Annotated in this window: 26 protein-coding genes; 11 read left to right on the plus strand and 15 right to left on the minus strand. The window is 63.3% G+C overall.

Annotated elements, in window-relative coordinates; genetic code table 11:
• Positions 1–13: 13 nt before the first annotated feature.
• A complete protein-coding gene (locus tag PMI12_RS09620; RefSeq protein WP_237726060.1) occupies positions 14–850 on the minus strand; it encodes a DUF6279 family lipoprotein in 837 nt (278 codons plus the stop codon).
• Positions 851–899: 49 nt separating this feature from the next.
• Between PMI12_RS09620 and glmU the strand changes: the two genes are divergently transcribed.
• Positions 900–2,327, plus strand: coding sequence for a bifunctional UDP-N-acetylglucosamine diphosphorylase/glucosamine-1-phosphate N-acetyltransferase GlmU (gene glmU / locus PMI12_RS09625; protein ID WP_007831509.1), 1,428 nt, complete (start codon positions 900–902; stop codon positions 2,325–2,327).
• A gap of 12 nt (positions 2,328–2,339) precedes the next feature.
• On the opposite strand, the gene PMI12_RS09630 is transcribed toward glmU, so the two are convergent.
• Positions 2,340–2,831, minus strand: coding sequence for an Lrp/AsnC family transcriptional regulator (locus PMI12_RS09630; RefSeq protein ID WP_007831511.1), 492 nt, complete (start codon positions 2,829–2,831; stop codon positions 2,340–2,342).
• Between the two features lie 139 nt (positions 2,832–2,970).
• On the opposite strand from PMI12_RS09630, the gene glmS reads away from it, so the two are divergent.
• Complete coding sequence (gene glmS / locus PMI12_RS09635; RefSeq protein ID WP_007831512.1) at positions 2,971–4,851, plus strand: glutamine--fructose-6-phosphate transaminase (isomerizing); 1,881 nt, start codon at positions 2,971–2,973, stop codon at positions 4,849–4,851.
• 644 nt (positions 4,852–5,495) lie between these two features.
• On the opposite strand, the gene PMI12_RS28085 is transcribed toward glmS, so the two are convergent.
• Entirely contained in the window at positions 5,496–5,768 is a 273-nt protein-coding gene (locus PMI12_RS28085) for a helix-turn-helix domain-containing protein (protein WP_081502633.1), read from the minus strand.
• Positions 5,769–5,932: 164 nt separating this feature from the next.
• Here PMI12_RS28085 and PMI12_RS09645 point away from each other — a divergent pair, with 164 nt between their 5' ends.
• The 7 genes from PMI12_RS09645 to PMI12_RS09675 are packed head-to-tail and all read left to right on the plus strand — an operon-like array spanning position 5,933 to position 10,260.
• Positions 5,933–6,373, plus strand: a complete 441-nt coding sequence (locus PMI12_RS09645) for a hypothetical protein (RefSeq protein WP_042673127.1) — start codon at positions 5,933–5,935, stop codon at positions 6,371–6,373.
• A 30-nt stretch (positions 6,374–6,403) separates the two neighbouring features.
• Positions 6,404–7,237 (plus strand): metallophosphoesterase, encoded by an 834-nt coding sequence (locus PMI12_RS09650; RefSeq protein WP_007831514.1) that lies wholly within the window; start codon positions 6,404–6,406, stop codon positions 7,235–7,237.
• Positions 7,234–7,449, plus strand: coding sequence for a hypothetical protein (locus tag PMI12_RS09655; protein WP_007831515.1), 216 nt, complete (start codon positions 7,234–7,236; stop codon positions 7,447–7,449). The genes PMI12_RS09650 and PMI12_RS09655 overlap by 4 nt, the downstream gene beginning before the upstream one ends.
• A gap of 26 nt (positions 7,450–7,475) precedes the next feature.
• The gene (locus PMI12_RS29085; RefSeq protein WP_007831517.1) at positions 7,476–7,982 is read left to right on the plus strand and encodes an HAD domain-containing protein; all 507 of its coding nucleotides are present in this window, start codon (positions 7,476–7,478) and stop codon (positions 7,980–7,982) included.
• Between the two features lie 19 nt (positions 7,983–8,001).
• Positions 8,002–8,937, plus strand: a complete 936-nt coding sequence (locus PMI12_RS09665) for a metallophosphoesterase (protein WP_049965576.1) — start codon at positions 8,002–8,004, stop codon at positions 8,935–8,937.
• Between the two features lie 31 nt (positions 8,938–8,968).
• Positions 8,969–9,421, plus strand: coding sequence for an HAD domain-containing protein (locus PMI12_RS09670; protein WP_007831525.1), 453 nt, complete (start codon positions 8,969–8,971; stop codon positions 9,419–9,421).
• Positions 9,418–10,260, plus strand: coding sequence for a metallophosphoesterase family protein (locus tag PMI12_RS09675; RefSeq protein WP_007831527.1), 843 nt, complete (start codon positions 9,418–9,420; stop codon positions 10,258–10,260). The genes PMI12_RS09670 and PMI12_RS09675 overlap by 4 nt, the downstream gene beginning before the upstream one ends.
• Positions 10,261–10,561: 301 nt before the next feature.
• On the opposite strand, the gene PMI12_RS28090 is transcribed toward PMI12_RS09675, so the two are convergent.
• The 4 genes from PMI12_RS28090 to PMI12_RS09690 all read right to left on the minus strand — a co-directional run bounded on the left by PMI12_RS28090 (position 10,562) and on the right by PMI12_RS09690 (position 13,307).
• On the minus strand, positions 10,562–11,416 hold the full coding sequence (locus PMI12_RS28090; RefSeq protein ID WP_007831529.1) for an RHS repeat domain-containing protein: 855 nt from the start codon (positions 11,414–11,416) through the stop codon (positions 10,562–10,564).
• A complete protein-coding gene (locus PMI12_RS09680) occupies positions 11,388–11,588 on the minus strand; it encodes a hypothetical protein (RefSeq protein ID WP_157632168.1) in 201 nt (66 codons plus the stop codon). The genes PMI12_RS28090 and PMI12_RS09680 overlap by 29 nt, the downstream gene beginning before the upstream one ends.
• 158 nt (positions 11,589–11,746) lie before the next feature.
• Positions 11,747–12,763 carry a TerC family protein gene (locus tag PMI12_RS09685; RefSeq protein ID WP_007831533.1) on the minus strand — a complete coding sequence of 339 codons (1,017 nt, stop codon included), beginning with the start codon at positions 12,761–12,763 and terminating at the stop codon, positions 11,747–11,749.
• Positions 12,764–12,896: 133 nt separating this feature from the next.
• Positions 12,897–13,307 carry a hypothetical protein gene (locus PMI12_RS09690; RefSeq protein ID WP_007831534.1) on the minus strand — a complete coding sequence of 137 codons (411 nt, stop codon included), beginning with the start codon at positions 13,305–13,307 and terminating at the stop codon, positions 12,897–12,899.
• Between the two features lie 106 nt (positions 13,308–13,413).
• On the opposite strand from PMI12_RS09690, the gene PMI12_RS09695 reads away from it, so the two are divergent.
• Entirely contained in the window at positions 13,414–14,307 is an 894-nt protein-coding gene (locus tag PMI12_RS09695; RefSeq protein ID WP_042673120.1) for a LysR substrate-binding domain-containing protein, read from the plus strand.
• A gap of 38 nt (positions 14,308–14,345) precedes the next feature.
• Here PMI12_RS09695 and PMI12_RS09700 read toward each other — a convergent pair whose 3' ends face one another.
• Positions 14,346–14,750: a tellurite resistance TerB family protein gene (locus PMI12_RS09700; RefSeq protein WP_007831536.1), complete on the minus strand. Its 405-nt coding sequence runs from the start codon at positions 14,748–14,750 to the stop codon at positions 14,346–14,348.
• Positions 14,751–14,839: 89 nt separating this feature from the next.
• The gene (locus PMI12_RS29090) at positions 14,840–15,184 is read right to left on the minus strand and encodes a hypothetical protein (protein WP_162130815.1); all 345 of its coding nucleotides are present in this window, start codon (positions 15,182–15,184) and stop codon (positions 14,840–14,842) included.
• Positions 15,185–15,318: 134 nt separating this feature from the next.
• On the opposite strand from PMI12_RS29090, the gene PMI12_RS29375 reads away from it, so the two are divergent.
• Entirely contained in the window at positions 15,319–15,471 is a 153-nt protein-coding gene (locus PMI12_RS29375) for a hypothetical protein (RefSeq protein ID WP_237726061.1), read from the plus strand.
• A 32-nt stretch (positions 15,472–15,503) separates the two neighbouring features.
• Here the strand turns inward: PMI12_RS29375 and PMI12_RS09710 are convergent, their stop codons facing one another.
• The 6 genes from PMI12_RS09710 to PMI12_RS09740 form a co-directional block, all read right to left on the minus strand.
• The gene (locus PMI12_RS09710; RefSeq protein ID WP_007831538.1) at positions 15,504–16,031 is read right to left on the minus strand and encodes a MarR family winged helix-turn-helix transcriptional regulator; all 528 of its coding nucleotides are present in this window, start codon (positions 16,029–16,031) and stop codon (positions 15,504–15,506) included.
• Between the two features lie 513 nt (positions 16,032–16,544).
• Positions 16,545–17,552 carry an alpha/beta fold hydrolase gene (locus PMI12_RS09720; protein ID WP_007831540.1) on the minus strand — a complete coding sequence of 336 codons (1,008 nt, stop codon included), beginning with the start codon at positions 17,550–17,552 and terminating at the stop codon, positions 16,545–16,547.
• 109 nt (positions 17,553–17,661) lie between these two features.
• Positions 17,662–18,138: a MarR family winged helix-turn-helix transcriptional regulator gene (locus PMI12_RS09725; protein ID WP_007831542.1), complete on the minus strand. Its 477-nt coding sequence runs from the start codon at positions 18,136–18,138 to the stop codon at positions 17,662–17,664.
• 243 nt (positions 18,139–18,381) lie between these two features.
• Entirely contained in the window at positions 18,382–20,013 is a 1,632-nt protein-coding gene (locus PMI12_RS09730; protein WP_007831543.1) for a phospholipase D family protein, read from the minus strand.
• A 47-nt stretch (positions 20,014–20,060) separates the two neighbouring features.
• Positions 20,061–20,606, minus strand: a complete 546-nt coding sequence (locus PMI12_RS09735) for a MarR family winged helix-turn-helix transcriptional regulator (RefSeq protein WP_042673128.1) — start codon at positions 20,604–20,606, stop codon at positions 20,061–20,063.
• Positions 20,607–20,951: 345 nt separating this feature from the next.
• Positions 20,952–21,515, minus strand: a complete 564-nt coding sequence (locus tag PMI12_RS09740) for a hypothetical protein (protein ID WP_042673122.1) — start codon at positions 21,513–21,515, stop codon at positions 20,952–20,954.
• Positions 21,516–21,644: the final 129 nt, after the last annotated feature.

Below are 21,644 nucleotides of genomic sequence, written 5' to 3' on the forward strand. Positions count from 1 at the left end.
GGAGGCAGGCCCTTCAGCGCGTGGCCGCCAGCTGGCGCAGGTCTTCCTGGTAGGCCTGCAGCCGGCGCACCGCCTGCGCGCGCTGGCTCGCGGTGGTGCCGTTGTGCAGCGCTGCCGTGTTGCGGCAGCCTTCCTGCAGCAGCGCCTGCTGCTGGTCGCGCCAGGGTCCGGGCGGCGGCTCAGCGATGCGCTGGATGTAGTCGTGCAGCGCGGCGCGCGCCTCGGCGGGCGATGGCTTGCCGGCGACGAAGCCGCGCAGCACCGCCAGTGCGTCCTGCTGGCGCCTGCGGCGCTCGGCATCCGTCAGCCGCGGGTCGAACACCGACTGCGCCGCCTGCTGCTTGAGCAGGTCGCGCTGCTCGTCGGTGAGCCGGCCATAGAAATCCTCGGCCCGGTCGAGGGCCCGGTCGTAGCGCTTTTCCTGCACCTGCGCCGGGGTGCGCTCGAGCCAGCCCTTGCGGTATTCGGCGTTGACCTTCGCGTACTTGCGTTCCAGCTGCTGCAGTTGGGACTCGCTCAGGCTGAGCGCCAGTTCGGTACCAGCGGGCTCGGCGCGCTCGGTCACGGCCAGCAGGCGCTCGCGGATGCGGTCGGTCATGGCGCATACCTGTGCCGGCGTCACCTCGCCCGGCGCCAGCGCCTGCGCCTCCTGCAGCAGCGAGGCGATGCGCGGCAGCTCGTTCTGCCGGTGCCAGGCCAGCAACTGCTCGAGTTCGTCGCGCACCTTCGGTGTCTGCGCACCGTTGAAGTCCAGGTAGGCGTCGAGCCGCCAGTAGCTCACCGTGGGCAGGTTGTTGTAGGCCAGCTTGATCGCGCTGCAGGCGCCCAGGGCGGCGGCGGCAAGCAGCACGCCGATAATCCGCGCCACTGCAGCGCAACGAAATCGGGAAGAAAAACGCATGAATCAAACTCCGCAACAAGACAACCAGGGGCCGGTCGACATCGTCATCATGGCCGCCGGCAAGGGCACGCGCATGAAAAGCAGGCTGCCCAAAGTGTTGCATCGGTTGGGTGGCCGCGCCCTGCTGGCGCATGTGGCGGGCACCGCCGCGCGCATCGGTGCGCGCAGCGTGGTGGTTGTCACCGGGCACGGCGCGGCCGAAGTCGAGGCTTCGCTGGACAGCGGCATCCCTGGTGCCACGCTGCGCTTCGCGCGCCAGGAGCCGCAGCTCGGCACCGGCCACGCGGTGCAGCAGGCCGCGCCGCTGCTGCCGGACGACGGCACGGTGGTCGTGCTGTCGGGCGACGTGCCGCTGATCGGCGAGGACACGCTGCGTGCGCTCATCGCGGCCAGCGGGGGACAGCGGCTCGCGCTGTTGACCATCGAATTCGACGACCCGAGCGGCTACGGCCGCGTCATCCGCGCGGCGGGCGGTGGCGAGGTCACTGCCATCGTCGAGCACAAGGACGCAAGCGAAGCGCAGCGTGCCGTGCGCGAGATCTACAGCGGCGTGATGGCAGTGCCCGCGCGCCTGCTCAAGGGCTGGCTCGCGCGGCTGGACAACAGGAACGCGCAGGGCGAGTACTACCTGACCGACGTGGTGAAGTTCGCCGCCGCCGACGGCGTGCCCGTGGTCGCGCACGTCACCGCCGACGCCCTTCAGGTGGCCGGCATCAACAGCCCCGCCCAGCTCGCGGCGCTCGAACGTGCCTGGCAGCTGCGCCAGGCCGACGCGCTGATGGAGCAGGGCGTGCGCCTGGCCGACCCGGCGCGCTTCGACCTGCGCGGCACGCTCGAATGCGCGGGCGACGTGGAGATCGACGTCAACTGCATCTTCGAAGGCATGGTGTCGCTGGGCGAGGGCGTGCGCATCGGTGCCAATTGCGTGATTGCCAATGCGCGCATCGAGGCCGGTGCAGTGATCCACCCGTTCACCCACGTCGACGGCGAGAAGGCTGGCGTGACGGTGGGTGCGGGCGCACTCGTCGGCCCCTTCGCGCGGCTGCGTCCCGGCGCGCAACTGGGCGCAGAGGTCCACATCGGCAACTTCGTCGAGGTCAAGAACTCGACGCTGGCCCCCGGCGCCAAGGCCAACCACCTGGCGTATCTGGGCGACGCCACCGTGGGCGAGCGCGTCAACTACGGCGCGGGCAGCATCACCGCCAACTATGACGGCGCCAACAAGCACCGCACCGTGATCGGCGACGACGTGCACGTGGGCAGCAACTGCGTGCTGGTGGCGCCGGTCACCATCGGCGCGGGCGGCACCATCGGCGGTGGGTCGACCATCAACAAGTCGACCGAGCCGGGCGCGCTGACCGTGGCGCGCGGCAAGCAGGTCAGTTTCCCGAACTGGAAGCGCCCGCAAAAAAAACCGAAGGCCTGATCGCCTTCTTCCTCATGCCCGGGGTGCCAGCGGCACCTGGGGCTCGAACTTGGCGCGCTTGAGGCTGAAGAAGGCCTTGACGTTGCGCACGTTCGCATCGGCCGTGAACAGGCGCTGCGTGAGCGCGCCGTAGTCCGGCATGTCGCGCGCGGCCACCACCAGCACGAAGTCCGGCCCCGGCGACACGCGCCAGCACTGCTGCACCGCGTCGTCTGCGATCACGCGGGCCTCGAAGGCGTCGAGCGACGCGGCGTCCTGCCGGTCGAGCGAAATCTCGATCACCGCCTGCAGGCCGTGGCCTAGCGCCGCGGCGAGCCGGTCGGGCGACAGCAGCGCGACCTGGCGTTCGATGAGCCCTTGCTCGTGCAACCGCTGCACCCGGCGCAGGCAGGTGGGCGGCGAGATGCCGGCATCGGCGGCCAGGCGCTGGTTGGTCTGCGAGGCGTCGCGCTGAAGGGCGTCGAGCAGGCGCAGGTCTATTGAATCTAGCGATATTGATTCCATATTCGGTGAAATTATGGAATAAAAATCCATACATGTAATAGCATGAAATAAAAAGTCAAAACTATCGGTATTACGAAGACATATTTCTTTCTGGCCTGCCTACCATTCAGGCTCCTCTCCATTCAAAAGGCAGCTCACCATGTGCGGCATCGTCGGGGCAGCGTCCCATCGCAACATCGTTCCGGTCCTGGTCCAGGGCCTTCAGCGGCTCGAATACCGCGGCTATGACTCGTGCGGCGTGGCGGTGCATGCCGGCGGCCTGACGCGCGCGCGCACCACCTCGCGCGTGGCTGACCTCGTGGCGCAAGTGCGCGACGACAAAGTCGAAGGCCTCACCGGCATCGCCCACACGCGCTGGGCCACGCACGGTGCGCCGGCGGTGCACAACGCCCACCCGCATTTCAGCCATGGCCCCGGTGCCGATGCGCCGGCCGCGCGCCCAGGCCGCATTGCGCTCGTGCACAACGGCATCATCGAAAACCACGAAGCCCTGCGCGCCACGCTCGAAGCCAGGGGCTACGTGTTCGAGAGCCAGACCGACACCGAGGTCATCGCTCACCTCGTCGACAGCCTCTACGACGGCGACCTGTTCGAAGCCGTGAAGGCCGCGGTGCTGCAGCTGCACGGCGCCTATGCCATCGCCGTGATCTGCCGCGACGAACCGCAGCGCGTGGTCGGCGCACGCGCGGGTTCGCCGCTGATCCTCGGTGCGGGCAAGGACGGCGCAGAGAACTTCCTCGCCAGCGACGCGATGGCCTTGGCCGGCGTGACCGACCAGATCATCTACCTCGAAGAAGGCGATGTGGTCGACGTGCAGCCCGGCAAGTACTGGATCGTCGACAGGAACCACAAGCCCGTGACGCGCATCGTGCGCACCGTGCAGGCCCACAGCGGCGCGGCCGAGCTCGGCCCCTACCGCCACTACATGCAGAAGGAAATCTTCGAGCAGCCGCGTGCCATCGGCGACACGCTCGAAGGCGTGGAAGGCATCGTGCCCGAGCTGTTCGACGGCATCGGCCAGGATGGCGCCACGGGCGCCAGCGCCCACCGCGTGTTCCAGGACATCGACAAGATCCTCATCCTCGCCTGCGGCACCAGCTACTACAGCGGCTGCGCCGCCAAGTACTGGCTCGAAGGCATCGCGAAGATTTCCACGCAGGTCGAGATCGCGAGCGAATACCGCTACCGCGACTCCGTGCCCGATCCGAAGACGCTGGTCGTCACCATCAGCCAATCGGGCGAAACCGCCGACACGCTGGCCGCGTTGAAGCATGCGCGCTCATTGGGCATGGAGCAAACGCTGACCATCTGCAACGTGGCCACCAGCGCGATGGTGCGCGAGTGCAAGCTGGCGTACATCACGCGGGCGGGCGTGGAGATCGGCGTGGCGTCGACCAAGGCCTTCACCACGCAGCTCGCGGGTCTGTTCCTGCTCACGCTGGCCATCGCGCAGGCGAAGGGCCGGCTGAGCGAAGCCGACGAGGCGCGCTACCTGAAGGAGATGCGCCACCTGCCTGTCGCGCTGCAGTCGGTGCTGGCGCTGGAGCCGCAGATCATCGGCTGGGCCGAGGACTTCGCGCGCAAGGACAACGCGCTGTTCCTGGGCCGCGGGCTGCACTACCCGATCGCGCTCGAAGGCGCGCTCAAGCTCAAGGAAGTGACGTACATCCACGCCGAGGCCTACGCCGCCGGCGAGCTCAAGCACGGCCCGCTCGCGCTGGTGACGAGCGAGATGCCCGTGGTGGCCGTCGCACCGAACGATGCACTGCTCGAGAAGCTCAAGAGCAACCTGCAGGAAGTGCGCGCGCGCGGCGGCGTGCTCTACGTGCTGGCCGACGGCGACACGAAGATCACGAGCAGCGAAGGGCTGCACGTGATCCGAATGCCGGAGCACTACGGCGCGCTCTCGCCGATCCTGCACGTTGTGCCGCTGCAGCTGCTGGCGTATCACACGGCGTGTGCGCGGGGGACGGACGTGGACAAGCCGCGCAACCTGGCGAAGAGCGTGACGGTGGAGTGAGTGCGGGCGAACGCCAGGTGCTTTTGTTCTGACCTAATAAAGTCGTAAACGTGCAAATAGAGTCGTAAACGGGGCAATAGAGTCGTAAACCTTCCTGGGTGCAAGAAGGGTAGGGCGCCCGCGCGGCGTGCTGCGCGAGTGGCCGTGCGGCGCTGAGTCCAAGAATGTCTAGCAGCAGTGCTGCATGACAAGCATCTTTCCGTAGCGTGATCGACGCTGACGACGGGTACCCTCTTGCCATGGACACACTCCCTGATGAGGGCAGCAACTCGTGCTTGTATTTCTGGGGCTTCGACTACGACCGCTCCTCTGGAGCCCGGGCGAGCGCCGAGTTAGTGCTGCTAGCGGGCTTCTCTGACTCTTGGAAGAAGACGACGATCGACGATCGGAGTGGCGATGTGCACAAATGATGAACGCGGCCTTTGCAGTCCCTTGCAGGTGACCGGCACGCGACCTTGTGGAGATTTACCTCGAGCACGGCGGTCGACGCACGAGATCGAACTCCATAGATAGATATTGGACGGGGTTGTCTTTCACAGGACCCCGTCCGCAGCGATCCATATGCTGGTGAGCGAAGGGTGACCGTGTCTGATCCGCATTTCGGCCCGCACTCGCGATGTCGTGCGGGGCCGACCGTCGGACCTTCAGTATCCCGTTGATTTCGCTCGAAGCTCCTTCTTGTATCGCTTTATCAACGATTGCATTAGTTCAGCGGGCTCGACCGTCAGACCTTCGCATAGCAAAACTAGGCTAGTCAGTGATGGGCTAGTCGTCGCCGTCTCCAGCTTGGCGACGAATGTGCGGTTGAGACCCGCCGCGAATGCTAATTCTTCCTGATTGAAACCAAGAGCTGACCGCCGAGCCTTTAGCTCAGCTGCAAATGCTCTCAGCAGCGCAGGATTCTGAGTCGACCGCATGCAACGAATCTCGTTGCATGGACTACTTTATGCACCCGCTTGTATGGTACAAACTTGGAAAAATAGACTATCGAGAATGGGTTGATGCTCGCCATTTCTAAGCTGGATGGAAGGCCGCCGCTGAACCACTCACGGCGTTTGGCTTGCGCTCGGAAGGGCTGCGCATGCTGATGCCGCTCTTGCTGGCACTTGGCATTGCTTTGGCTCTTTTCTATTGGGTATGGATCGCCGTTCCGCGCGGGACTCAGAGTCGGCGTGAGATCCTTCTTCAGACGGAGAGCCGGACATCGGGCGCCACGTTCTTCCCAGTCGACCCGCGTCGCATGCTGGGCGATTGGGATGAAACCTGCATCCTGTTCGATCCGGATGCCCGCAAGGCCTGCATCGTCGTTCGCGGAAAGAAAGCCCGAACCGTCGATTTCGAGTACTTCAACACCTGGCAGCTCAAGTGGACCGAATATCCCGCAAACCCGGTGTTTCGCTTTCAGCACGTGCACTTCCTCTTCGAGACCAGTGACTTCGATCGCCCGACGATTCGCGTCGCCGTGCCCTCCAGGTCCGATGGCGAGGCATGGAACGCCAAGCTCTCGATCCTGATGCCCTGAATGCGCTGCTAAAGAAATGGGCCTACCGACGTGAAGCTGCTCATCCTTTCGGACCTGCACCTCGAGTTCGGGACCTTTCTCGTCCCGAAGGTCGACTACGACGCAGTGATCCTTGCTGGGGACATCTTCGTCCCCGGTTCCAAGGCCATGCGCTGGGCCCGGCGAGCAGTCAATTTCGGTGACACGGTCCCGATCATCTTCGTGCCGGGCAACCACGAGTTCTACAGTGGTGTCCTCCAGACCACGCAGAAGGAAATGGCGCTGACCGCGGCCGCGTGCAAGGTTCATCTTCTGGCACCCGGCGAGGTCGTGATCGCCGGCGTCCGCTTTCTGGGCTGCACGCTGTGGACAGACTTCGAACTGCCGATCCAGACCAAGACAGGGTTGCTGGTAGACACCGAACGGGCCAGGAAGGCGGCCAAGGTCCGTCTCAACGACTACTCAGCGATCCGGTGGGCCGAGGCGCAGGAATCCTCCGACGCACCCGTGGTAGCAGCCAAGTCAAGAAAGCGCCGCCTGGTACCCGAAGACACGCTGGCGCTCCACCAAAGTGACCGCGCCTGGCTGGCCCAGAAGCTGGCCGAGCCCTTTGACGGGCCAACGGTGGTTGTGACCCACCACGCCCCGCACCGAAACTCTCTCGCGCGGCACTATCAGTCCGACTGGCTGTCCGCATCTTTTGTGAGCGAACTTCCAAGTTCCTTCTTCGAAGTGCCCTCGCTCTGGATTCACGGTCACCTCCATGAGAGTCACGATTATCAAGCGGGCAATTGCCGGGTGGTGTGCAATCCCCGTGGGTACTTGCAGCATGGCCGCGGCCTGGAGAACAAGCAGTTCAACCCCGAGTTCGTGGTCGAGCTATGAGTGACATCCAGTCATCTACCCACACGATCCAGCAAGTGCTGGCTGCCGCGACTGCGGTCTCGGGTGGGGACTTTGAGGCGGCCATCCTCTGGTACAGGAACGAGCCATTCGCGCTGTTTGATTGCAGGACCACCGAGTCGCTGGTAGCCGAAGGGCGAGCCGCCGATGTGCTCGATCTCCTTGAGTCCTTCCAGGCCGGGTTTGCTGGATGATGAAGCCCTGTACTTGCCGTCTACCCATGGCGGAAGCGGCGCTGACCCATGATGCCTTTGGTCGCACGAGTGATTCCAGCGATTTGCTGTTCCTGGATATCGATGGTGTTCTTCATCCTGTCGGCGTGGACTACTCTTTTAGCAGCAGGTTCTTCAGCCATTTGCCACGGCTGGAAGCGCTTCTTCGAGAGTTCGAGTCTGTCGACGTCGTCATCTCGTCGGATTGGCGGCTGGCCGAAAGCATCGAGCAGTTGCAGCAGTATTTCAGCGATGACATTCGGCACCGGATCATCGGAGCGACGCCGCAGATTGACCCGAATCTGGTCGTCCGATACCGACGGCAGTTGGAGATCCAGACTTGGCTCGACGGGAACGGCCGCAGTGACGCAGAGTGGGTCGCGCTTGACGATTGGCCCTCGAACTTCGAAGCGGGCTTCACGCGGCTCGTGCTCACCGATCCCAAGCGTGCATTCGATCAAGACAGCTTCCAGGAACTGCGCTCGCACTTCCTGCGGTTCGCGGCTGGACGATGAACCGCCATCGGCACATGAGATGAAACCGCTCATCCCGTCAGACCTTCATGCGCGATCCGAGCGCGAGCGGTCAGCGCCAAAGCTGATGTTCTTCGGCGACCCCCACGGCTACTTCGACCCCGTGATCGCTGCGGTCGAGCGCTTTCGGCCCAAGGCGATCGTGCTGTTGGGAGACCTCCAGGCGCGCCAACCTCTGCAGATCGAGCTGCAGTCGATCCTGCCTCTCACCGAGGTCCACTGGATACACGGGAATCACGATACCGACGGGGATTTGGACTACCAGAATCTGTTCGACTCAGACCTCGCAGATCGAAGTCTGCATTGCCGCATCGTCTCCGTCGCTGGTTACCGGGTCGCCGGCTTGGGGGGCATCTTCCGCAGCAAGATCTGGGATCCGCGGTGGCCGATTGAAGAGGCGGCGTTCCAGTCGAGCGACGCCATGCGTCGAACCATGAAGAGCCACGAGCGGTGGCGCGACGGTATTTCCCGCAAGCACCGATCCTCCATCTTCCCGGATGAGTACCAGCGGTTGCTGCGGAGCGGCCCCGCCGACATCCTGGTGACGCACGAGGCGCCGTCGGCCCATCCACACGGCTGGAAAGCGATCGACGAACTCGCCGAGAAGCTCGGCGTCCAGCTGGTGGTTCACGGCCACCACCATCAGAACATCGACTATCTCGGCGAGGGCCTGATGACCGCCGCAGCGCCTTTCCGTGCCTTCGGGGTTGATATGGGCTCGCATCTGGCATGGCCGCGCGATGAGCCTGGGCCGGGAGGGCCTCTACAAGACGTGCTCGACCTCGCTACTCAGGTGTTCGGCGCAGCGGCCCAAGCCTGGCTGGACAAGCCGCACGAACTGCTCGATGGTCAAACGCCGGCGGCGTTCGCGGCCGGGGGTGGCTCTGACAAGGTGCGATCGATGCTCAACGCCATTCAACACGGCGGTGTCGTATGAGGGCCGATGGATATGGGCCAGGAGATTCAGGGTGATCCTGTTCCTAGATTTCGACGGCGTGCTGCATCCGGAGGGGGAAGATCACATCCTCAACGGCGGCGTCGACTTCTGCTTCCTGCCACGCCTGGAGGCGTTGCTGCGCGAGTTCACACACGTGAAGATCGTCATCAGTTCATCGTGGCGCGAGCAGCTTCTCTACAAGACCTTGCTGAAGCCGTTCTCCAGCGACATCCGGGCTCGGATTCTCGGGGCCACGCCGCATTCGGGTTTCGGCCTTCCACCGCCGTATGGGAAGCGTGAAGGAGAGATTCTCGCCTGGCTCCAGATCCACGATGCCGTCGACGAACCTTGGGTCGCGCTCGACGATGCCTACTGGCAGTTCGATCACTGCAAGGACCACCTGGTGATGTGCGGCTCGTTCGTCGGCTTCGACGACAAGGCCAGCGCCGAGCTTCGTGCGCGCTTTGAAGGAGTATCCCGATGAAACTACTGGTTCTTTCCGACCTCCACCTCGAGTTTGCGCCGTTCGAACCGGCGCCCGATCTTGAGTTCGATGTCGTCATCCTCGCCGGCGACATTCATTCGCCGGCCAAGCGTGCTGTCCAGTGGGCAGCGGATCGTTTTCGCGGCAAGCCTGTCATCTATGTGATCGGGAACCACGAATGCTTCGATGGCCAGATCGAAACGACGCTGGCAGAAGCGCGCCATGAAGCCGAAGGAACCAATGTCCATCTGCTCGATGGTGACGAGTTGGTGATCGACGGCGTGCGCTTCCTCGGCGCGACACTGTGGACAGACTTCGAGCTCGCCATCGAGACGCCCGAAGGACTGGTCAGCGACGTAGCGCGTGCCATGAAGATGGCGACCAATCTGCTGAACGACTACACGTTGATCCGCGCACCCGACGAGTCGGCGGAACCCGGTACCTGGCGCTACAAGCAAGGAAGAAAGCTTCAAGCGGAGGACACGCTTCGGATTCATCAGGCGCAACGCGCCTGGCTGCAGGCGAAGCTCGTGGCACCGTTTGCAGGACCGACGATGGTCGTGACACACCATGCCCCCCACCGTGGCTCGCTTTCACAGCGCCATGCGGATGACTGGGCATCGGGCGCCTTCGTCAGCGAGCTTCCGGAGTCTTTCTTTGATGTACCTGTGCTCTGGGTACATGGACACACGCATCAGCAGTTCGATTATCGGACCCGTTCGTGTCGAGTTGTCTGCAATCCGCGCGGCTACATGAACTGGAGCGGGAGGATCGAGAACAAGGCGTTCGATCCGGGATTGGTCATCGATGTAAAAGTTCTTGCCCACAGGGGTGGCTAGAGCTCTTTCGAAACATTCGTCTATCGAAGTGGCCCCGCTTGATTCATACGCACCATGAGACCATGACATGCGGTACCGCATCCGAAGGAGAGTGATCCACGCAATGAGGGCGCCAAGCAGCGCACCTGGCAGGATCAGTATCCAGAAATTGTGGCCGCATACCAATGAATCAGAAATGCCAGGTAGAGAGCAAGCGACCGTTGGAAGCAGCCATCCTCCGACGAAGAAGACACCGATCACCAAGAAGATTTTGAGCAAGTATTTCATAATCAAAGAGGCGGCCGGAACTATTGCCTTGAGACTAGTTGGATGTAGGAGGAAGCGTAGTGCAAGGGCAGCTTGCCTGAAGGCACCGGATAATTTCCTTGCTCCTAGCGATGGCATCGGCCTGCTCAGCATCAGTCGGATTGGCATCTCCATTGATGTGTTCTCTAGACGGTATCCCGCCACCCCAAATTTGCCAGTTCTTGTGTCTGCGTGCCGCTGCATCCTGGGCGGCATGCAAGGCTCGGCCCAGCCCCTGCATGGTGCAACTAGCGAGTTGCTGATCAATAAAGTCCTCGTATCTTTTCTTGCACTCGTCAGTGCTCCAACCCCTTGCGCACATCGCGTGCCCGTGCGAGTTGTCCGGGCTTTGTGAACCATCGGTCCAGTCAGCACCTGTGGAGAAGCCTGCAGCACGCCATACGACTCGCTCGCTGTACCCCATCTGCTGCATCGCAGTGCTAATGAAATAGGTATGCCATGGTCCAAGGAATAGTCCAAACGGGTCGGTAAACTTCAGAGCGATGGCTGCCACATAGATACGTCGATTCGGGCCACCCGCAAGCCCGATTGGATCGTTCTGAAGGTACGACCCGATTCGGGCGTCATAGCTTCGAAAATAGTTGTAGAACAGCCTTGACTCTTTATCCGCATACTGCCCCGGATACCTTAGGTTGAATTGCACCTCCGAGATGCTGGTGGCCCCCGGGCTCGGCGTGACCTCGTGATTCGCGAAACGGTTCCTTGCGATCGTGGGCTGATCTTCCCCAAAAGCGCTGTAGCCCCATTGCCAGACCGCCTGGCCATTGGCGTTGGTGAGCTTCCTGGGGGTGTTCAGGTGATCGCTGTGGATGGCATAGGTGTCACCATCGATGACCGCCGCAATCGGCATCGGCCCGTTGCCCGTCGGCAGGTAGATGTACTGGCTCTGCCCCGCCCCCGCTGCTGCCCACCTCCGCAATCAGCGTGCCCTGCTCGTCATAGACGTAGGCGTAGCCCAACTGCTCAGCCTGCGTGGTGCTCGGGCTCCACAGCTTCGTAAAGAACGCGATCAGGCTGGCCATGAAACCAGGGTCCGTCTCGTCGCCCTGGCTCGGCGGGTACAGCGGCTCCGTCTTGAACACCCGCTGTCCCAGCGCGTTATGCGCATAGCGCGTGGTGGGGCTGACGTCGTCTGCCCTGCGCCGATGTCGCCGAGGCCCGCCGGCCTCGGCGACAGAGGTTACTGGGAGGGACTGCTTGCTTCCTCGGCCTGCTCGCGATGCATCGCTTCGGCGCTTGTCTTCCACAGCGACACCACGATACCGCCTGCTATCAGCACGAAAGTCACGGTGAGCGAGATCACGGGTGGGATCTTGCCGATCAACCCCACAAGGAAGATCTTGCTGCCGATGAACACGAGCACTAGGGCCAGCGCGTACTTGAGGTACTTGAAGCGATGGATCATGGCCGCCAGCGCGAAGTACAGCGCCCGCAGGCCCAGGATGGCAAAGATGTTGCTCGTGTAGACGATGAACGGATCGTTCGTGATCGCAAAGATGGCGGGTACCGAGTCCACGGCAAAGACAAGATCCACAAACTCGATCAGGACCAGCGCCAGGAACAGCGGCGTGGCAAACCGCTCAATCCGGCCGCTGCCGGCGTCGGTCTCGCGCACCCAGAACGCGTTGCCGCGCAGGCCATCGGTCACGCGCATGTGCCGCTTGAGGAGCTTGAGCAGCGGGTTGCTGGCGATGTCCGGCACATGGTCTGCGATCACCCACATCTTAATGCCGGTGAAAACCAGAAAGATACCGAACAGGTAGAGCAGCCAGCTGAACTGGCTCACCAGGCTGGCGCCCAGCGCGATCATGATCGCGCGCAGCACGATCACGCCCAGGATGCCCCAGAACAGCACGCGGTGCTGGTATTGCCGGGGGATGGCGAAGAAAGTGAAGATCAGCGCGATGACGAACACGTTGTCCATCGAGAGCGACTTCTCGATCAGGAAGCCGGTGTAGTAGTCCATGCCGCTTTGCGCGCCCAGGTACCACCACACCCATGCGCCGAACAGCAGCGCCGCGCTGATGTAGCCGGCCGACAGCACAAGGCTCTCGCGCACGCCGATCTCGCGGTCGTCCTTGTGCAGCACGCCCAGGTCGAACGCCAGCAAGGCGACGACGATGCCGATGAATGCCAGCCATATCCAGGCCGGTTTGCCCAAAAAGTCCGTCAGCAGGAATGGAACGAGTGCGTCCATGGTGTTGGTTCTTGTCGTGGAGGTGTTGAAAATGGGTGACGGCGCATGGCGCCGCACGTGTCATGCCGCATCCGACCTGCGGCTGTACAGGCCCTGATGCGTCATCGCAGCGTCATTGCGGCGTTGTTGCAGCTCACCGGGCAACGGTGATGCCAGGTGCGCCGGAGCCGGCCCCGCGACGCTTGAGAAAAGCGATCAGGGCATGGGCGCCAACGGCCAAGGCCACGAGCACCGCGGTGCCCAGGCCCCACACCCCCCAGGCCAGCACCGTGATTGCGCCGGACAGGGCGGGCACGGCGTCGAGGACGGCCTGAAGCATCGAGCTCGCCGACGCGATCATGGTGGCGAGTTCCTGCGCCAGCCCGGGCGGCGTCCAGGCCCTGAGCCAGTCGGGGACCAGGATCGCGCCCGCGGCGGGCGCGCCGCTGCCCAGAGCGCCTGCGTTGACGACCGCCCAGGCCACTGCCGCATGCGTGCCCCAGCAGGCCAGCGACCACAAGGCCAGGAGCACGGACGAGAGAAACCAGCTGATTGCGTAAAACATGGGTGTCGTTCCTTCAAAATGGCAGGCGCCCAGTATGGAGATGGGGCATCGTGATAGACACCAGATTTCTTCGAACTTAGTATTCGGTTTTTCCGAACCAAGGTGCGTGTTGAACTACCGTCATCTCCACTACTTCTGGATGGTTGCCAAGGAGGGCGGCTTTGCCCGCGCCGCAGATCGCCTGGAAATGGCGGTACAGACCATCAGCGCGCAGGTGCGCGATCTGGAGAAGGCCCTGGGTCACCAACTGCTCAAGCCCTCGGGCCGCGGCGTGGCGCTGACTGAAGCGGGCCTCGCGGCGTATGCGCGGGCCGAAGAAATCTTCCAGCTCGGGCAAGGCATTGCCGAGGAGGTGCGCCAGGCGGCCAGCGCCAAGGTCGCGCGGCTGTCGGTGGGGTTGTCCGACGGCATCTCCAAGCTGGCGGCGCATGCGCTGCTGGAGCCGGTGCTTGCCACGCCGCACCTTCGCCTGGTGTGCCACGAGGGCGAGTTCGATGAACTGCTGTCCGAGCTGGCCCTGCATCAGCTGGATGTGGTGCTCGCCGGGCAGGCGGCCCCGCGCAACCCGAACCAGCGCCTGACCAGCGAACGCATCGCCCGCTCCAGATTGCAGTGGTACGGACCAGCCTCACTGGTCAGGAAGCAGGTGCGCGAGCGGTTTCCTCAGTCGCTGCAGGATCTTCCCGTGCTGCTACCCACGTTTCATTCGCCGCTGCGATCCACGCTGGACAACTGGTTCCAAGATCTCGGCATGCGGCCCCGCGTCGTAGGAGAGTTCGAGGACAGCGCCCTGCTGGCGGTGTTTGCGGCCCGCGGGCTCGGGGTGTTTCCGGTCAGCCATCTGGGCGCCCAGGATGTCGGGTTGATGCGGGGGCTGCGCCTGCTGGGAGACTGTCCCAACATCGGCGAGGAAGTGCATGCCATCTGGTCGCGCCGCGGGCAACATCACCCGCTGGTGCGCCAGATGGTCGCCTGCGCGCACGAGGCAGGCGCTGTCTAGCCCGCGCCTGGGTTCCGCACGGTCGCGGGGATGGCGGCTCAGGGCTGCGTTGGCGCTTCGCCGATGTACCAGTGCTTCAGCGCCGATCGCATGATCCACGTCTCCGAGGCTGCCAGGTGGCGGTCCGCCGTTGCGGCCGCGTCGGCGAAGCGAAGCACCTTGTGCTGCAGTCCTGGATCGCTCACCTCTTCCAGCAATGCGGCCAGGGTGGCCTCGTCGATGCTGCCGGTCAGCAGGCGGCGCGCGTGCATGCCCATCAGCAGGTCTTCGCACAGGGTGTGCAGCACCCGGGCGAAGTCGCCCGGTGCAAGACCCAGCTCGCGCTCGATGTTCTGCCCGTGCAGGGCATCCATCTCCGAGTGGCTGACGTGGCCGTCCGAGATCAGCAGCAGCGCGACGATCCGGGCCGCCGCTTCGGGGCTGTTTGTGGGGTAGGTACGCATCATTTTTTCCTTTGGGTGTTGTTAAGGGAGGAAGGGGAAAGGCTCACGCCGGTCGCGCCGTAAGGGCGCAAGAAGTTTGCGCGGTGGGGTCAGTCGCGGCCGGGGTGGCGGCGTTGCGGGCGTTCGTGGCACACGGATTCGATGCGAGCAAGAACCGGCGCCGGTACGCGCGACACGCTGCGGTCTTGCAGTACCTGCCTGAACAGCTGCAAAGCTCTGGCGCAAGAAGAGGTGAGCAATTCGGCCACAAGTGGCAATAACTTCATGTGGGATCTCCTGATGGTCGGGGTGACCTCGAATGTGGGGCCGATAGAGCGGCACAAGAAGCAGTTTTTCTCGATGTGGAAGTGAGAAAAAATATGCTGTGTCTGGTCGAGTGAGCGAACTATGGTGCGGACTTCAACGAAGGAGAACGCTGATGCAGATTTTTTCAAGAGCCGTGATCCCGCAGCGTCCGGGATACGGGAAGCCGTCGAGCGCCGCATACGCTTTGTTCTTCGGCGCCGGAGTGCGCTGGTGCCGCGTGCCGATATCCGGCTGGCCGACGTGAACGGCCCCCAGGGGCGGGGTGGACAAGCACTGCCAGGTCGAGCTGCGCATGGATGGCGCGGGCGCAGTGGTCGTGTCGTCGGTGGCCAGGGATTGGCGCACGGCGCTCGACATGGCGCTGGCACGCGCACTGCGGCACGCGCAGCGTGCATGGCCTTGCGAGATCCAATGAGCGAACCACTCTGCTCAGACGCCATGCTTCGGTCATTGGTGGCGCGTGCCGACCGAGCGGCAGCTAGCCTTCTCGGACGCTACGCCCTGCGAGTTCAGTTCGCCGCCACGCAGTTCAAGTCGGCGCAGGCACTGGAGGAAGACGTCGATATCCGCCGCATCCATACCGTCGAGGAGATCGACGTTGAGACGCGCGATGCGAGGAAACAAATCAGCGAAGAGTTGCTGGCCCGAAGGGCTCAAGCGCACACGCACTTCGCGACCGTCCTCGGCATCCTGCTGTCGCTCTACCAGCTTTTTCTCGAAAAGGCTCTGCAGGCCACGCGAACTGCTCACGCGGTCCAGATGCAGACGCTCGGCGAGCTCGGAGGACGTGACTTCCCCAATCTGCGCGAGCATGCCGATCATTCCCCACTCGCGACGCGTGATGCCGAAGCCGCCTTCGACCATGCGGGTCACCATGCAACTGCTCTCGCGCGCTGCGCGCCATAACCGGTACAGCAGCAGGTTTTCCAGTGAACTGGGGGCGCGCAACGCAGCCGCATTGGGGAATGCTTGCATACAAATTAGAAGGTTGTGATCGCACCGATTCGCAGGCGGATGATTGAGTAGGTCGACTATTGCCTAGCGCACGATCTACGGTTCAGCGATGTCTCGTGAAGAGCCATGGCCCGAGCCGCTGTGCGTGGCCCTGATGGAGGTACGCAGGAGGATTGCCCAGCGTGTTGGCCCCTAGAGTGCATCGCATGCGATCAGCATACTTTTCACCTGCAGAGGTTGGCGGGCACGGGCCGAGGCGTCACTGGCGTCGGCGGTCAAAGTACTGGATTTGCGGGCCAAAGCAAGCTGGGCATGCCGCATGCCGCATGCCGCATGCGGCGACCTGCGACGACGCGCCGTTCGGCGGCATCCGAACGGCAGCGGCACCCATTCAAAGATGCCGTCTTGAATCACACCAGCAAGCTCTTCGCCACGTACGAGACATTGCGGCAGGTGGACCGACGGCGCCATGTATATCTCGACGAAGAGCTTCGCATGGCGACCGTGTCCGTCTGAGGCGAGGGAGATGCCCGCTCAGGACTTGATGAACGCCAGCAGGTCGGCGTTGAACTTGTCCTTGTGCGTGTCGGTCAGGCCGTGCGGTGCGCCGGGGTAGACGATGAGCTTGTTGTTCTTCACCAGCTTGGCCGAGGCCAGGCCGGCGGCGCCGATCGGCACGATCTGGTCGTCGTCGCCGTGGACGATGAGCGTCGGCACGTCGAACTTCTTCAGGTCTTCGGTGAAGTCGGTTTCAGAGAAGGCCTTGATGGAGTCGTAGGTGTTCTTGTGGCCGCCCATCATGCCCTGCGCCCACCACGAGTCGATGAGGCCCTGCGACACCTTGGCGCCGGGGCGGTTGAAGCCGAAGAAGGGGCCCGAGGGCACGTCCTTGTAGAACTGGGAGCGGTTGGCGAGCTGCGCCGCGCGCAGGCCGTCGAACACCTCGATCGGCAGGCCACCGGGGTTGGCGGCGGTCTTCAGCATCAGCGGCGGCACGGCCGAGATCAGCGCGGCCTTGGCCACTCGCTTGGTGCCGTGGCGGCCGATGTAGCGCGCCACTTCGCCGCCGCCGGTCGAGAAGCCGACCAGCACGACGTTCTTCAGGTCCAGCGTCTCGATGACGGTGGCGAGATCGTCGGCATAGGTGTCCATGTCGTTGCCGTTCCAGGGCTGGCTCGAGCGGCCATGGCCGCGGCGGTCGTGCGCCACGGTGCGGTAGCCCTGCGATGCCAGGAACAGCATCTGCGATTCCCAACTGTCGGAATTGAGCGGCCAGCCGTGGCTGAACACGACGGGCTGGCCGGAACCCCAGTCCTTGAAATACAGCTGCGTGCCGTCCTTGGTGACGATGGTGTTGCTCATGGTGCGTGTTCCTTTCAAAGAACGATGGATGGCGCCTTGGTTCGGCGCAGCGGTGGAAGCGGCGGACGCCGCCTTGGAGAAGCCGGTTGCCCCGAGGGCGCCGGCTGCGACGGATGCGCCTCCGAGCAGCAGGCTGCGGCGGGTGGGAGTGGCTGTCAAGTTCTTGCTGTTGGTGGACATGGTGCTTTCCTTTGTTGACGTGGTTGAGGTGAGATAAACTATCGCTTGTATTAATATCGCATGCGACATAAATGGCTTGAAAAAACAGGAAGACGGATGCAGCGATGCATCACGCGTTCCTGTCGAGGTTCGAACGCAGCGCCAGCAACTGGGCCCGCAGGACGCCGATTTCCTTGGGCGCCAGTTCCATCGCCTGCGCGACGCATGACGGAAGGGCTTTGGCCTTGCCGCGAAGCGCTCGGCCTTCGGCGGTGAGGGACACGATGACCTGGCGCTCGTCCGATGCCGACCGCACGCGCTGGATCAGGCCCCGCGCCTCGAGCCGCTTGAGCAGCGGGGTGAGGGTGGTGGTTTCGAGCGCCAGCCGCGTGCAGATCTCGGAGACGTTGATGCCGTCTTTCTCCCACAGCACGAGCATGACGAGGTACTGCAGATAGGTCAGGTCCAGGTCGTGCAGCAGGCCGCGATAGACCTTGTTGAGGCTCAGCATCGTCGAATAGAGCGCGAAGCAGAGCTGCTCGTCCAGCGCCAGCGAGTCGCCCTGCGGGGCGTTGACGGGCTTGGCGGGAAGGCGCTTGGAAGGCATAGGCCGGATATTAGATCGCATGCGATTTAAATGCAAGCAATATTAGTCTGATGGTGTGTGCGCTGTTCGTCTGAAAAATGGCACTGAGTGAATGATGAGGATGAGATGAATGATCGCGCGGTCCGCTCCGATCTTCGGCAGAGACCACGCAGGCCCAACTCGAGAAAATTGAACAACATCTCTGTTCACGCAGAGAGGTCGGCGCGGTCTTGGTTACCGCAATTCAGCCGAGCGGCACCGGCCCTAGAGTAGGTCCTCGGGCACCAGAGGCGCCAGCAGATCGATCTTCCAGCGCGACCAGAAATCCGTTTCGGGTTCCTGGTGGAGGATGGTGTCAGCCCCATCGCCCGAAGCCGGACTCACCCATTCGACGGCGCCCGTCAAGCCGAGCTGCAACTGGTACGCCCCGTCGAGCCGGATGAAGCCGATCAGGCTGGTAACCTGCTGCGCGATCTGCGGGCTGAAGATGAAGATCCCGACCTCGGTGTTGTGCAGTTTCGAGCGTGGGTCGAAGTTCATCGAACCGAGAAACACGATGTTGCGGTCGATCACGGCCGACTTGCCATGCAGCCGCCCGCTTGCGGAGCCGTAGGTGCCGAAGCGCCTGGTTTGTTCCACCCGCCTGGGGCTGACTTCGTAGAGCGCCACGCCCAGCCGCAACATCTCCGCGCGATAGCGCCGGTAGCCGGTGTGTGCCAGCGATTGGTCAGTGGCCGCCAGCGAGTTGGTCACGATGCCGTAGCTCACGCCCTTGCCGCGGACGAAGCGGATCGACTCCATTCCTGTGGGTCCGGGAATCAGGTAGGGCGTAGTCTGCATGACCTCGATCTGCGCGCCGCGCAGGTAGCGTCGCAGGTTGTAGAGCACGCCGTCCATCGCCACCTCGGCGGGCAGCCCGCGCCCATCTTCCGTGAGCGCCAGGGCTTTGTCCGGCGGGTCGGCATACGCTTCTGCGCGCGCCCAGATGAGCGAAAGCGCTCCCGCGTTAAAGTCCCTCGCCAGGGGGGTGTTGCCCAGCAGGTCGGTGGAGTCGGGCTCCTCGGGGTGCAGCATCTGCGGCCCGCTGGTAAGCCGGTCGAAGCGCTCGTGCAATTCTTCGGCCGATTCGCTGCCCTTTGCCACCAGCGATTCGATGGGGTACGCGTAAGGGCTGTTCCAGTACATGTCGAACTGCGACGACAGCGTGGGTACTACGGCGCCAGCCACCAGCGTGTCGATGTCGATGAAGTTGGAGCCACCGTCGCGCAGGAAGTACTCGTTGGCGATGTTGCGCCCGCCCATGATCGCCATCGTGTTGTCCGCCACGAAGAGCTTGTTGTGCATGCGGCGATGCACGCGGTCGAAGTCCAACAGCGACGCAGCCACGCGTGTGCCGAGGAGGTCGCGCCCATCGGGAAACGGATTGAACAGGCGCACCTCGACATTCGGATGCGAGGCAAAGCTGGTGAAGAGCGCATCGGCACCCGCGGTGTGGAGATCGTCCACCAGCAGCCGCACGCGCACGCCGCGGTCCGCCGCCTCGCGCAGAGCGCGTAGCAGGTAGCGTCCACTCTCGTCGTTCTGCAGGAGGTAGTACTGCACGTCGATGGAGCGCTGTGCGCGCTGCGCAAGCTCGATGCGGGCGTGCAGCGAAAACTGCGGCATCGGCAGCAGGCGGAATCCGCTCAGTGGTTCGCCAGGTGGTGCGGCCAACTTGACGAGGCGGCCCAGCACAGTGTCCTCGCCGTCGGCGATGGCGGTCGAGGGTCTGCGTCGCACGTCGATGGGCAGGCCGGAGCAACCGGCCATGCAGAGAGCCGAGAGGCAAAGAAACAACCAGGCGATCCACCGGGCGTCCGGTTGATCGGTCGCCCGTTTGGAGGTGTTGTTCGGCATCGAAGAGAGAGCAACTTCAACTTGGCAGGCGCTTGAAGCGCGCCTCGTCACCTGCTGTACTTGGGCCATCGCTGGCGCGTGCCGCCCGAGCGGCGATCGGCTTTTTCTGGCACTGCGCCTAGCATGCTCAACTCGCGGCCACGCAGCTCGAGCCAGCGTAGGCACTGGAGGAAGGTATCGATGTATGCAGCATCGATGCCGTCGAGGAGCTCGATGTTGAGGTTCGCGAAGCGAGGGAACAACTCACGGAAGAGTTGATGGCCTGAAGGGCTCAGGCGCACATGCACTTCGCGGCCGTCCTCGGCGTCCTGCCGCCGCTCCACCAATTTCTTTTGGAAGAGACTGCTCAGACCGCGCGAGGTGCGAACGCGGTCCAGGTGCAGGCGCTCGGCGAAAGCCGAAGACCTGATCTCTCCGATCTGCGCGAGCATACCGATCATTCCCCACTCGCGATGCGTGATGCCGAAGCCGCCTTCGACAAGGCGCGTGGCCATGCTGCTGCTGGCGCGGGTTGCACACGACAGCCTGTATAGAAGCAGGTCGTCCAAGGACTGGGGTGCGCGCAACGCACCCGCATCGGGGAAAGCTTGCATATGAATCAGGGGTGTATTGCCCCTCTCCGAAATCAAATACGGTCGAAGCAATTCATGTTCATCGCCTTGGTCCAGGCCTTGAAAAAATCACGGACAAACGTCGTCTGTGCTCCGAAATTTTTTGGGCTTCGACCAATGCCCGCAGTTGGTAGACCGGACAGAGAAGACAAAATCAGGGCACGTGCCGGTCTACTTGCGTTCCCCGGCAATGCGATCACGCCCTAGTCCACCAAAATGCCAGACTTGTTGGCCTGAAACGCAGGCCTCATCCCGCAACGAGGCAACGGGGAGTTGAGGGTGCAGGGAACTACCGGGCCAGGGTGTGCGGGCACTTGAAAGCTGTGTTCAGCTGCCGGCGTACGGCAGCGACGAGTGATGCACGACGATGCGCAGCTTGCCGGCACTGTCCTTCACGAAGGTCCAGGTCTTATCGACCGTAGTGACCTTGCCGTCTGGACCGGTGAACAGCACGTTGCCCAGCGTGCTCGCCACGTCACCGTGGATGAGCACGGCGCTGTTGGCAATCTCGCACTTGCTCCAGCCCTTCAACGCGAAGCCGGTGTCGTTGGGAAATGTCGGATTGCCGCCCACGAAGTACGCCAGTGCGCCGTCGCGGGCGGTACGGAAGGTCTGCGGCGATGTCGTGAGCGTGGGCTTGAACAGCACCGCGCCCTGCTGGTAGGCGTACGCGCTGTCGATGACCTTCTCGGCCAGCGCCCTGGCCGCCGGCTGCCCGCCGCTGGCATTCGCGGCGCTGATGTCGATCAGTGCCTTGCACCACGCCCGCTGGGCCCCTAGGACTTCGGCTTCCGTGATGCTCTGGCTTGCGATCTTCTCTTTGGCGGCGGCCGGCGAGATCGCGCCCGCGATGAGGACGCTGGCGATGGCGATATGGGTGAAATGTTTCATCTTTGATTTCCGGTTGTGCTGCACGCCCTCCGCAGGTTGGTGCATGCAGGCGCAACGATACGCATCGACGTGCCCGGAATAAACGCCGCTTTGTGTCATTATTTGTCCCGGAATCCGGAACAAAAGGAC

This window comes from Variovorax sp. CF313 (assembly GCF_000282635.1).
Lineage (GTDB): Bacteria > Pseudomonadota > Gammaproteobacteria > Burkholderiales > Burkholderiaceae_C > Variovorax.

Coding starts and splice junctions, on each gene's coding strand:
- glmU (WP_007831509.1), top strand. CDS start 900: ATGAATCAAACTCCGCAACAAGACAACCAGGGGCCGGTCGACATCGTC.
- PMI12_RS09630 (WP_007831511.1), bottom strand. CDS start 2,831: ATGGAATCAATATCGCTAGATTCAATAGACCTGCGCCTGCTCGACGCC.
- glmS (WP_007831512.1), top strand. CDS start 2,971: ATGTGCGGCATCGTCGGGGCAGCGTCCCATCGCAACATCGTTCCGGTC.
- PMI12_RS28085 (WP_081502633.1), bottom strand. CDS start 5,768: ATGCGGTCGACTCAGAATCCTGCGCTGCTGAGAGCATTTGCAGCTGAG.
- PMI12_RS09645 (WP_042673127.1), top strand. CDS start 5,933: ATGCTGATGCCGCTCTTGCTGGCACTTGGCATTGCTTTGGCTCTTTTC.
- PMI12_RS09655 (WP_007831515.1), top strand. CDS start 7,234: ATGAGTGACATCCAGTCATCTACCCACACGATCCAGCAAGTGCTGGCT.
- PMI12_RS29085 (WP_007831517.1), top strand. CDS start 7,476: ATGGCGGAAGCGGCGCTGACCCATGATGCCTTTGGTCGCACGAGTGAT.
- PMI12_RS09665 (WP_049965576.1), top strand. CDS start 8,002: ATGAAACCGCTCATCCCGTCAGACCTTCATGCGCGATCCGAGCGCGAG.
- PMI12_RS09675 (WP_007831527.1), top strand. CDS start 9,418: ATGAAACTACTGGTTCTTTCCGACCTCCACCTCGAGTTTGCGCCGTTC.
- PMI12_RS28090 (WP_007831529.1), bottom strand. CDS start 11,416: ATGCCGATTGCGGCGGTCATCGATGGTGACACCTATGCCATCCACAGC.
- PMI12_RS09680 (WP_157632168.1), bottom strand. CDS start 11,588: ATGGCCAGCCTGATCGCGTTCTTTACGAAGCTGTGGAGCCCGAGCACC.
- PMI12_RS09685 (WP_007831533.1), bottom strand. CDS start 12,763: ATGGACGCACTCGTTCCATTCCTGCTGACGGACTTTTTGGGCAAACCG.
- PMI12_RS09690 (WP_007831534.1), bottom strand. CDS start 13,307: ATGTTTTACGCAATCAGCTGGTTTCTCTCGTCCGTGCTCCTGGCCTTG.
- PMI12_RS09700 (WP_007831536.1), bottom strand. CDS start 14,750: ATGCGTACCTACCCCACAAACAGCCCCGAAGCGGCGGCCCGGATCGTC.
- PMI12_RS09710 (WP_007831538.1), bottom strand. CDS start 16,031: ATGCAAGCATTCCCCAATGCGGCTGCGTTGCGCGCCCCCAGTTCACTG.
- PMI12_RS09720 (WP_007831540.1), bottom strand. CDS start 17,552: ATGTCCACCAACAGCAAGAACTTGACAGCCACTCCCACCCGCCGCAGC.
- PMI12_RS09725 (WP_007831542.1), bottom strand. CDS start 18,138: ATGCCTTCCAAGCGCCTTCCCGCCAAGCCCGTCAACGCCCCGCAGGGC.
- PMI12_RS09730 (WP_007831543.1), bottom strand. CDS start 20,013: ATGCCGAACAACACCTCCAAACGGGCGACCGATCAACCGGACGCCCGG.
- PMI12_RS09735 (WP_042673128.1), bottom strand. CDS start 20,606: ATGCAAGCTTTCCCCGATGCGGGTGCGTTGCGCGCACCCCAGTCCTTG.
- PMI12_RS09740 (WP_042673122.1), bottom strand. CDS start 21,515: ATGAAACATTTCACCCATATCGCCATCGCCAGCGTCCTCATCGCGGGC.